Source organism: Rhizobacter sp. P2_H2 (assembly GCF_056403375.1).
In genome coordinates this window covers 1-9,144 of record NZ_JBFUFP010000125.1, presented here as the reverse complement: position 1 = coordinate 9,144, position 9,144 = coordinate 1, and the positions used below count along the sequence as shown (strand labels likewise).

The following is a 9,144-nucleotide window of genomic DNA, read 5'->3' as shown; positions in this document are numbered from 1 at the left end:
AGTACTGCAGCGCGCGCTCCACCAGCGCCTGCTGCGTCAGCAGCGGCTTCAGCTCGCCCCACAGCGCGATGCCCTCGAGCAGCGTGCCGCTCTGGTTGACGCGCGGCAGGCCGTGGCTGAGCGTCGCGTCCATGTGGAAATGCGCGTCGACGAAGGGCGGCGACAGCAGCCAGCCGTGGCCGTCGAGCAGCGTTGCGCCCTCGGGCTGCGGCAGCTGGGGGCCGATCGCCTCGATGCGGCCGTCGCGCGCGAGCACATCGTGGCCGCGGCGGCCGTCGGGCAGGGTGACGTTGCGGACGAACAGCATCGGGTTCTCCTTTGACTGGCGTGGCGACTTGACCTGGGAGGTCATCGACTGCAGGCGGCCAGGCCGCGAGGATGCAGCCATGTCCTCTCACTCACTCAACCCCGAAGGAGCATTCATGAATGATGCCAGCACCCTGGTCACCCGCTATCTGGAGGCCTGGAACGAAAGCGATGCGGCGCGTCGGGCGCGGCTGATCGCGGAGCTGTGGAGTGCCGACGCGCGCTACACCGACCCGCTGGCCGACGTCCGCGGCCACGAGGCGATCAGCGGCTTGATCGGCGCCGTGCAGCAGCACTACCCGGGCCACCGCTTCGAGCCGCATGGCCAGGTGGATGCGCATGGCCGCTACCTGCGCTTCTCGTGGCAGCTGTGCGACGCCGGCGGACAGGGCGTCGCACGCGGGACCGACTTCGCCGAGCTGCTCGACGATCGGCGCCTGCGCAGCGTCACCGGCTTCCTCGACCAGAACTCACAGTGAACGAAAGGCCTTTGTCATGAACGGTATCGACCTCGTCCCGCTGGCCGTCGGCCACATGATCGGCCTCGGCGCCATCGGCTCCTGCCTGGGCGTCGGTGTCCTGGCCAGCAAGTACCTCGAAGCCTCGGCGCGCCAGCCCGAGCTGATGGAGCCGCTGCAGCAGAAGGTGTTCCTGCTGGTCGGCGTGCTCGACGGCGCGTTCATCATCGCGACCGGCATCGGGCTGTGGTTCGCGACCGCCAACCCCTTCAAGGGGTGAGCGTTCAGGCGGCAGGCGGCGCGTAGCGTGCCGGCAGCGCGAGCCCCGGCCGCTCGTCGTCCCAGGCCATCGCGCTGATGCGCCAGCCGGTGGGCGTCGAGACGAACTGCGTCGAGATCACGCCGCGTGCCGATAAGGCYTGGCCGTTCAGCGTGCCGGTCTTCGCATAGGTGCTGGTGCGGTGCGCCACCTGGCCGAACACCTCGGTGATCTCGGCCAGCTCGGTCTCGCGGAACGCCGTCAGCTCGCCGGCCTCGACCGAGCGCTGGCGCGGCGCGATGAACTGCGCGACGCCCGTCACCTCGGGCGCCGGCCCGATGTTGCGGATCAGCAGGCCGCCGTCGATGAACAGCCCGTGCAGCCGCTCGTAGGGCGGGCGCCCGCCGGGCTCGAAGGACACGGCGTCGAAGAAGGCCTGCATCAGCGCGGCCAGGGCAGTGGGTGTCGGCGTCATGGCCGCGGATTGTCCGTGCGCTGTCCGCTGTCCGTCCGGTGGCTGTCCGCGGACACATCGGCAGCAGGGGCAATCCGCGCCAAGCCCTTGATTCAATGGGATTTTCATCGCCGGCGGGAGCGGGCACGGGCGTTGCAATGAAGCAGGCCATGAACGCTGCGAACGACGCTCCGCTGATCCGCGACACCTCGGCCCAGGACCAGCCGTTGCCGAAGCGCCGGCTGCGGCCCGGGCCGTGGCTGGCCGCCGGCGCGGCGCTGGCGGCCCTGCTCGCGGTCGCGCTCTCGACGCCGGCGCTGCGGCACGGCTTCTCGAGCGGCTCGTCGGTGTCGGCCTCGCGGCTGGTGGTGGCGACCGTGCAGCGCGGCCCGTTCGTGCGCGACATCGCGGCCGAGGGCAAGGTCGTCGCCGCGGTGAGCCCGACGCTGTACGCGGCCGGCGGCGGTGCCGCGACGCTGAAGGTGCATGCCGGCGACCGGGTCGCGCGCGGCCAGGTGCTCGCGGTGATCGACAGCCCCGAGCTGGCCGCGAAGCTCGCGCAGGAGCTGTCGAATGCCGACGCGATGAAGGCCGACGTGCTGCGTGCCGACGTGGATGCGCGGCAGCAGCGCGGCACATTGCAGGGGGCGTTCGATGCGGCGCGCATCGACCACAGCAGTGCGCAGAACGACCTGGCGCGCCAGCAGAAGGCGTTCGACGCCGGCGCGGTGTCGGGCATGCAGGTCGAGCATGCGCGCGACACGCTGCAGAAGGCGCGCATCGCGCTCGACCATGCCGAGGCCGGCCTGCGGCTGAAGGACGACAGCCTGAAGTTCGATGTGCAGGCCCGCCAGCTCGCGCATGCGCGGCAGCTGCTGCTGGTGAAGGACCTGCAGCGCCAGGTCGAGAGCCTGACGGTGCGCTCGCCGGTCGAGGGGCAGGTGGGGCAGTTGTTCATTGCCGAGCATGCGAATGTCGCGAAGGATGCGCAGCTGCTGTCGGTGATCGACCTGTCGGCGCTGGAGGTGCAGATGCAGGTGGCCGAGAGTTTCGCGCGCGATCTCGGCGTCGGCATGCCGGGCGAGATCAGCGGCAACGGCCACACGTGGCGCGCGGCGGTCAGCACGGTGTCGCCAGAGGTCGTCAACAACGAGGTGGCGGCGCGGCTGCGCTTCAGCGGTGGCGCGGGCGAGCAGCCGAGCCAGCTGAGGCAGAACCAGCGCCTGTCGGTGCGCGTGCTGCTCGACAAGCGCGATGACGTGCTGGCCGTGCAACGCGGCAGCTTCGTCGACGAATCCGGTGGCGCGCATGCGTACGTGCTGCGCGACGGCATGGCGGTGAAGACGCCGATCCGCGTCGGCGCGCGCAGCCTCGACAAGGTCGAGATCCTCGGCGGCCTGGCCGTCGGCGACCGGGTGGTGGTGTCCGGTGCCGAGCTGTTCCAGGGGGCGGAGCAGGTCGCCGTCAGCCAGTGATTCAACCCATCAACGAACGAACCGAAGGACTCCCATGCTCAAGATGACCGGCCTGTCCAAGGTCTACCGCACCGAGGTGATCGAGACCCATGCGCTGCGCGCGTTCAACCTCGAGGTGAAGGAGGGCGAGTTCGTCGCGGTGACGGGTCCGTCGGGCTCGGGCAAGACGACCTTCCTGACGATCGCCGGCCTGCTGGAGGCGTCGACCGGCGGCAGCTACCTGCTCGATGGCGTCGAGGTGGGGCAGCTGGACGACAACGCCCGTTCGCGCATCCGCAACGAGAAGATCGGCTTCATCTTCCAGGCCTTCAACCTGATCCCGGACCTGAACATTGCCGACAACGTGGAAGTGCCGTTGCGCTACCGCGGCATGAAGGCCGACGAGCGTCGCCGGCGCGTGCGCGATGCGCTGGAGCGGGTGGGGCTGGCCGCGCGCGAGCGCCACTACCCGGCGGAGTTGTCGGGTGGCCAGCAGCAGCGGGTGGCGATCGCACGCGCGCTGGCCGGCAGTCCGCGGCTGCTGCTGGCCGACGAGCCGACCGGCAACCTCGACAGCCAGATGGCGCGCAGCGTGATGGCGCTGCTGGAGGAACTGCACCGCTCGGGCGCGACCATCGTGATGGTGACGCACGATCCGCAGCTGGCGGCGCGGGCGCAGCGGAACGTGCATGTCGTTGACGGGCAGGTCGTGGATGTGTCGGACGAACTGCGGCTCAGCTCTGCGAGCGAAGTGGCGGCCTGAGATGGTGAACGGTGCGAGCAAAGGCGCGAGTGGGCAGGCTGTGGCTCGCCGGCCGGTGCGGTCATCGCCCCGGGGGGCGATGACTGCCCTCTGCTGGCTGATTTCATGGCCCGTCGCCCAAACTCCCGCCACTCACTTCGTTCGTTGTGGTCAAACAGTGTGCGACAGTCAGTTCACGAAGCGTGCTGCGCACGCGGGCCATGAAACCAGCCAGCTCCGGCGCCCCGTCCTGATTGGCGCTCCACAGCCTGCCCACTCGCGCCTTTGCCACCACCACCGTGCTGTGTGGGGTGGAGAAAAGACTGAACAGGTCGACGAAACGTGCGGGCGCTCGCATGCTCGTCGATCACTTCAGCCCAGTCCCCCAAGCGCCGCGATGCGCCGCTGCATCGCTGCACTCCTGCTGGCAGCCGCACCACTGGCAGCCCGAGCCGACGACCTGCTGCAGGTCTACCAGCAAGCCCGTCGTGCCGACCCGGTGCTGTCGGCGGCCGATGCCCAACGCGGCATCGCGAGAGAGGGCGTCGTGCAGGCCCGAGCGCCGCTGCTGCCCCAGGCCTCGGCCGGCCTGGCATTCGACCGCTTGCAACCGACCGGTGACCCGGGAGAGCGCAACAGCAGCCGCGCCGCCTCCGTCACGCTGAACCAGGTGCTGGTCGATGTGTCCCGTCTGTCGCAGCTGCATGTCGCGCAGTCGCAGGCCGAGGCGCAGGACGACCTGGTGCGCGCCGCCGAACAGGCCTTGTGCGCCCGCGTCGCCCGTGCCTACTTCGATGTGCTCACCGCCGACGACGCGGTGCGCCAGGTCGAGGCCAACGAGGATGCGTTCCGCCAGCAGGTCGAACAGTCGGACCAGCGCTTTCGCAACGGGCTGTCGGCCCAGGTCGACGTGGAGCAGGCGCGGGCCTACCACGCGGCGGCGCAGGCGGCCAGCATCGATGCGCGCCAGGCACGCGACGATGCGCGCGAGGCGCTCTCCGAGATCACCGGCCAGCCGGTGCCGACCCTCAACCGCCTGCAGGACGAGCTGCCGATGGCCTTGCCCGAGCCGGCCGATCCGCAGGCCTGGGTCGACGAGGCGCTGCTGCACAACCCGGGCTTGTCGGCGCAGCGCCATGTCGTCGATGCCGCAGGGCAGGGCATCGCCGCCGCACGGGCCGGCCACCTGCCCACGCTGAGCGCCAACCTGGGCGTCGGCCGCGCCGCCGCCTGGCCGGTGCCGGCCAGCAACACCGACGGCCGCAACGTCGCGAGCGTCGGGCTCGTGCTCAACGTGCCGCTGTTCGCCGGCGGCGCCACGCAATCACAACTGCGCCAGGCCCTGCGCCAGCAGGATGCGGCGCGCGACGACTACGAGCTGCGCCGCCGTCGCGTCGCGCGCGAGACGCTGGAGCAGTACCGCAGCATCGCCGCCGGCATCGGCCGCATCGGCGCCACGCGCACCGCGGTCGACTCGGCCGGCCGCGCCCTCGCCTCCACCCGCATCGGCCACGAACTCGGCACCCAGACCATGACCGACCTGCTGCTCGCGATCCAGACCCAGGCCTCCGCGCAGGCCTCGTACTCGCAGGCGCGCCACCAGTTCGTGCTCAGCCGCCTGCTGCTGCTGCAGTCGGCCGGCCGCATCGCCGAGGCCGACCTCGCCGCCGTCAACACCCTGCTGAAATAGGAGCGCCCCACCATGTTCGGCTACCACCTCGACCTGGCGCTGCGCAGTTTCCGCCGCAGCCCCGCGCTGACCGCGCTGATGGTGCTCGCGATCGCGCTCGGCATCGGCGCCAGCATGACCACGCTGACGGTGTTCCACGTGCTGTCGGGCGACCCGATCCCGGGCAAGAGCGACCGGCTCTTCTACGTGCAGCTCGACGCCAACGAACGCGGCGCCGCGCCGCCCGGCGCCGAACCGCTGGAACAGCTGACCCGCTTCGATGCCGAGGCCCTGCTGCGCGAACACCGCGGCGAACGCCAGGTGATGATGACCGGCGGCTCGGTCGCCGTGCAGCCGGCGCAGGCCGACCGCCCCGCGTTCTTCGCGAGCGCCCGCTACACCACCGCCGACTTCTTCCCGATGTTCGAGACGCCGTGGCGCCACGGACATGGCTGGAGTGCCGCCGACGACGAGGCCGGCGCGCGCGTCGCGGTCATCTCGCACGAGCTGAACGAGAAGCTGTTCGACGGCGCCGACAGCACCGGCCGCATGCTGCGTGCCGGCGACCGCGACTTGCGCATCGTCGGCGTGCTCGCGCCGTGGCGCCCGGTGCCGCACTACTACGACCTGTACGCCGGCCGCTTCGCGAAGACCGAGCAGGTGTTCACGCCGCTGTCCACCGCGCTGCAGGCCCGGCTGCCGATCGCCGGCAGCATGACCTGCTGGGGCAACCGCACCGCCCCCGACCCGCGCGCACTGAACGCCCCCTGCGCCTGGCTGCAGTACTGGGTGCAGATGCCGTCGGCGGCCGACGCGCCGGCGCTGCGGCAGTACCTCACCGACTACTCCGAGCAGCAGCGCGCGGCCGGCCGCTTCGAGCGGCCGAGCAACGTGCGCCTGCGCAACGTCACCGAGCGCATGTCGTTCAAGCACGTCGTGCCCGGCGACGTGCACCTGCAGCTGTGGCTCGCATTCGGCTTCCTGCTGGTGTGCCTGACCAACACCGTCGGGCTGCTGCTCGCCAAGTGCATGCGCCGCGCGCCGGAGATCGCAGTGCGGCGCGCGCTCGGCGCCACCCGGCGCGCGATCTTCGGGCAGTTCCTCGTCGAGGCCGGCAGCATCGGCATCGTCGGCGGCGTGCTCGGCCTCGGCCTCGCGCTGCTCGGGCTGTGGGGCGTGCGCCAGAACCCGGCCAGCTATGCGCAGCTCGCCTACCTCGATGCGCCGATGCTCGCGATCACCCTCGTGCTCGCACTGGTGGCCAGCCTCGCCGCCGGGCTGCTGCCCGCCTGGCGCGCCTGCCAGGTGACGCCGGCGCTGCAGCTCAAGTCGCAGTGAACAGCGGCCAGAACCCAAGGAGAACGCGATGATGGACTTCCGACCGATCCTGTCGACGCTGCGCCGCCACAAGACCGCCGCCGCGCTGATCGTGCTCGAGGTCGCGCTGAGCTGCGCGATCGTCAGCAACGCGCTGTTCCTGATCGGCCAGCGGCTGGAGCGCATGCAGGCGCCCACCGGCCTGGCCGAGTCCGAGCTGCTGCACATCCGCCTCAACGACATCGCGCATCGCGACAACGACGAGGCGCTGACCCGGCGCGACCTGGCGACCCTGCGCGCCCTGCCCGGCGTCAAGGCGGCCACCAGCGTCAACCACGTGCCGTTCGGCAACGGCTCGTCCGACACCGGCGTCAGCCTCTCGTTCGACCAGACCTCGCCGACGATCACCGCGGCGCTGTACCTCGTCGGCGAGAACGCGCTCGCGACGCTCGGCCTGAAGCTGGTCGAGGGCCGCGACTTCCTCCCCGAGGAGATGCAGCCCGCCTCGGCCCTCGATGCCGAGGAGCCGAAGGTGCCGGCGGTGATCCTCGACCGCGGCACCGCGGCGCGCCTGTTCCCCGAGGGCAGCGCGATCGGAAAATCGCTGTACGTGTTCGGCCCCTCGCCGATGCGCGTGGTCGGCGTGGTCGAGCACATGTCGATCCCGCAGCCCGACGGCCCGCGCAGCGGGTTCCTGACGCTGCTGCCGGTGCAGCCCTCGTACAACGAGGGCAACTACCTGGTGCGCGTCGATGCGGCGCAGCGCGACCTGCTGCTGAAGGATGCGGTCGCCGCGCTGCAGGCGGTCGACAGCCGGCGCATCGTGATGGAGCGCGAGACCTTCGACGACATGCGCCACGCGTATTTCCGCCAGGACCGCTGGATGGCGGCGCTGCTGGTCGCGGTGTGCATCGCGCTGCTGGTGGTCACCGCGTTCGGCATCGTCGGTCTCGCGAGCTTCTGGGTGCAGCAGCGCACGCGGATGATCGGCGTGCGGCGCGCGCTCGGCGCGTCGCGGGTGCAGATCCTGCGCTACTTCCAGGCCGAGAACTTCCTGCTGACGACGATGGGCATCGCGATCGGCATGACGGCGGCGTACGGCATCAACCGGCTGCTGATGAGCCTCTACGAGCTGCCGCCGCTGCCCTGGGTGTGCCTGCCGATCGGCGCGGTCACGCTGTGGGCGCTGGGCCAGGTGGCGGTGCTCGGCCCGGCGCGGCGCGCGGCGGCGCTGCCGCCGGTGGTGGTGATGCGCGGGGCCTAGTAAGCTCGCGCCCCATGCGCCGCATCCTGATCATCGACGACAACCCCGCAGTCGGCCAGGCCCTCACGCTGCTGCTGTCCCTGCACGACATCGTGGCCGAGGTCGCGCTGACGCCCGAAGCGGGCCTGGCCGCGCTCGACCGCCGCCCGGCCGACGTCGTGATCCAGGACATGAACTTCAGCGCCGATACCACCTCCGGCGCCGAGGGTGCGGCGCTGTTCCGCGCGATCCGCGAGCGCCAGCCCGACCTGCCGGTGATCCTGCTGACCGCCTGGACGCGGCTCGAGGCCGCCGTCGAACTGGTGAAGGCCGGCGCCGCCGACTACCTCGCGAAGCCCTGGGACGACGCGAAGCTGCTCGCCACCATCGAGAACCTGCTGGAGCTGGCGGAGTCGACGCGCGAGGTGGCCCGCCTGCGCGACGAGCGCCGCCGCCGCCGCGTCGCGCTCGCGCAGCGTTTCGACCTGAGCGGCATCGTCTACGCCTCCGATGCGATGGAGCGCACGCTGGAGCTGGCCTGCCAGGTCGCGCGCTCCGACCTGCCGGTGCTCATCACCGGGCCGAACGGCAGCGGCAAGGAACGCATCGCCACCACCGTGCATGTCAATTCGGCGGTGCGCGACGGGGCGTTCGTCGCGGTCAACTGCGGCGCGCTGCCGGCCGACCTGATCGAGACCGAGCTGTTCGGTGCCGAGGGCGGCGCGTACACCAGTGCGATCAAGTCGCGCGACGGCCGCTTCGATGCGGCGGACAACGGCACGCTGTTCCTCGACGAGATCGGCACGCTGCCGCTGGCCGGCCAGGTGAAGCTGCTGCGGGTGCTGGAGAGCGGCCGTTTCGAGCGCGTCGGCTCCACGCGCACGCGCCACGTGCGGGTGCGCGTGATCAGCGCGACGAATGCCGACCTGAAGACGATGGTGCGGGATGGCCGCTTCCGCGAAGACCTGTACTACCGGCTCAACGTGATCGAGGTCGTGGTGCCGCCGCTCGCGCAGCGCCGCGACGACGTGCTGGCGCTGGCCGAGCACTTCCTCGCCGGCCGCCCAGGGCTGGTCGACGCGGCGCGCGCGGCGCTGCTCGCGCATGCGTGGCCGGGCAACGTGCGCGAGCTGAAGAACGTGATCGAGCGCGCCGCGCTGCTGGCGCGCGGCGGGCCGGTCACGCCCGAGCTGCTGGGCCTGCCGGCAGCCGAACTCGCCCCGACGCCGCGCAACCTCGGCG

General features: G+C 71.3%; 9 protein-coding genes and 1 pseudogene. 8 read left to right on the top strand and 2 right to left on the bottom strand.

The features are described from left to right. Positions 1 to 307, bottom strand: a pseudogene (locus tag AC1D15_RS09995) (cytosine deaminase); the annotation flags it as partial. Positions 308 to 422: 115 nt separating this feature from the next. On the opposite strand from AC1D15_RS09995, the gene AC1D15_RS09990 reads away from it, so the two are divergent. Together AC1D15_RS09990 and atpE are read left to right on the top strand one after the other, a co-directional pair. Beyond that, positions 423 to 785 (top strand): nuclear transport factor 2 family protein, encoded by a 363-nt coding sequence (locus AC1D15_RS09990; protein ID WP_465110432.1) that lies wholly within the window; start codon positions 423 to 425, stop codon positions 783 to 785. Positions 786 to 801: 16 nt separating this feature from the next. Next, complete coding sequence (atpE, locus tag AC1D15_RS09985; RefSeq protein WP_047511051.1) at positions 802 to 1,044, top strand: F0F1 ATP synthase subunit C; 243 nt, start codon at positions 802 to 804, stop codon at positions 1,042 to 1,044. A 4-nt stretch (positions 1,045 to 1,048) separates the two neighbouring features. Here atpE and AC1D15_RS09980 read toward each other — a convergent pair whose 3' ends face one another. After that, positions 1,049 to 1,498, bottom strand: a complete 450-nt coding sequence (locus AC1D15_RS09980) for a hypothetical protein (protein WP_477825859.1) — start codon at positions 1,496 to 1,498, stop codon at positions 1,049 to 1,051. A 149-nt stretch (positions 1,499 to 1,647) separates the two neighbouring features. On the opposite strand from AC1D15_RS09980, the gene AC1D15_RS09975 reads away from it, so the two are divergent. The 6 genes from AC1D15_RS09975 to AC1D15_RS09950 all read left to right on the top strand — a co-directional run. Then, the gene (locus tag AC1D15_RS09975) at positions 1,648 to 2,952 is read left to right on the top strand and encodes an efflux RND transporter periplasmic adaptor subunit (RefSeq protein WP_465110434.1); all 1,305 of its coding nucleotides are present in this window, start codon (positions 1,648 to 1,650) and stop codon (positions 2,950 to 2,952) included. A gap of 34 nt (positions 2,953 to 2,986) precedes the next feature. After that, positions 2,987 to 3,694: an ABC transporter ATP-binding protein gene (locus tag AC1D15_RS09970; protein WP_477825858.1), complete on the top strand. Its 708-nt coding sequence runs from the start codon at positions 2,987 to 2,989 to the stop codon at positions 3,692 to 3,694. Positions 3,695 to 4,070: 376 nt separating this feature from the next. Then, the gene (locus AC1D15_RS09965) at positions 4,071 to 5,363 is read left to right on the top strand and encodes a TolC family outer membrane protein (RefSeq protein ID WP_477825857.1); all 1,293 of its coding nucleotides are present in this window, start codon (positions 4,071 to 4,073) and stop codon (positions 5,361 to 5,363) included. Positions 5,364 to 5,375: 12 nt separating this feature from the next. Continuing rightward, complete coding sequence (locus tag AC1D15_RS09960; protein ID WP_477825856.1) at positions 5,376 to 6,680, top strand: ABC transporter permease; 1,305 nt, start codon at positions 5,376 to 5,378, stop codon at positions 6,678 to 6,680. A gap of 28 nt (positions 6,681 to 6,708) precedes the next feature. Then, complete coding sequence (locus AC1D15_RS09955; RefSeq protein WP_477825855.1) at positions 6,709 to 7,923, top strand: ABC transporter permease; 1,215 nt, start codon at positions 6,709 to 6,711, stop codon at positions 7,921 to 7,923. Positions 7,924 to 7,937: 14 nt separating this feature from the next. Beyond that, positions 7,938 to 9,144: sigma-54-dependent transcriptional regulator (locus AC1D15_RS09950; protein WP_477825854.1), on the top strand; the 1,207-nt coding region annotated here is incomplete at its 3' end.

What these genes read in the sequence shown, in the direction of transcription:
- AC1D15_RS09990 (WP_465110432.1), top strand. Translation starts at nt 423, where the DNA reads ATGAATGATGCCAGCACCCTGGTCACCCGCTATCTGGAGGCCTGGAAC.
- atpE (WP_047511051.1), top strand. Translation starts at nt 802, where the DNA reads ATGAACGGTATCGACCTCGTCCCGCTGGCCGTCGGCCACATGATCGGC.
- AC1D15_RS09975 (WP_465110434.1), top strand. Translation starts at nt 1,648, where the DNA reads ATGAACGCTGCGAACGACGCTCCGCTGATCCGCGACACCTCGGCCCAG.
- AC1D15_RS09970 (WP_477825858.1), top strand. Translation starts at nt 2,987, where the DNA reads ATGCTCAAGATGACCGGCCTGTCCAAGGTCTACCGCACCGAGGTGATC.
- AC1D15_RS09965 (WP_477825857.1), top strand. Translation starts at nt 4,071, where the DNA reads ATGCGCCGCTGCATCGCTGCACTCCTGCTGGCAGCCGCACCACTGGCA.
- AC1D15_RS09960 (WP_477825856.1), top strand. Translation starts at nt 5,376, where the DNA reads ATGTTCGGCTACCACCTCGACCTGGCGCTGCGCAGTTTCCGCCGCAGC.
- AC1D15_RS09955 (WP_477825855.1), top strand. Translation starts at nt 6,709, where the DNA reads ATGATGGACTTCCGACCGATCCTGTCGACGCTGCGCCGCCACAAGACC.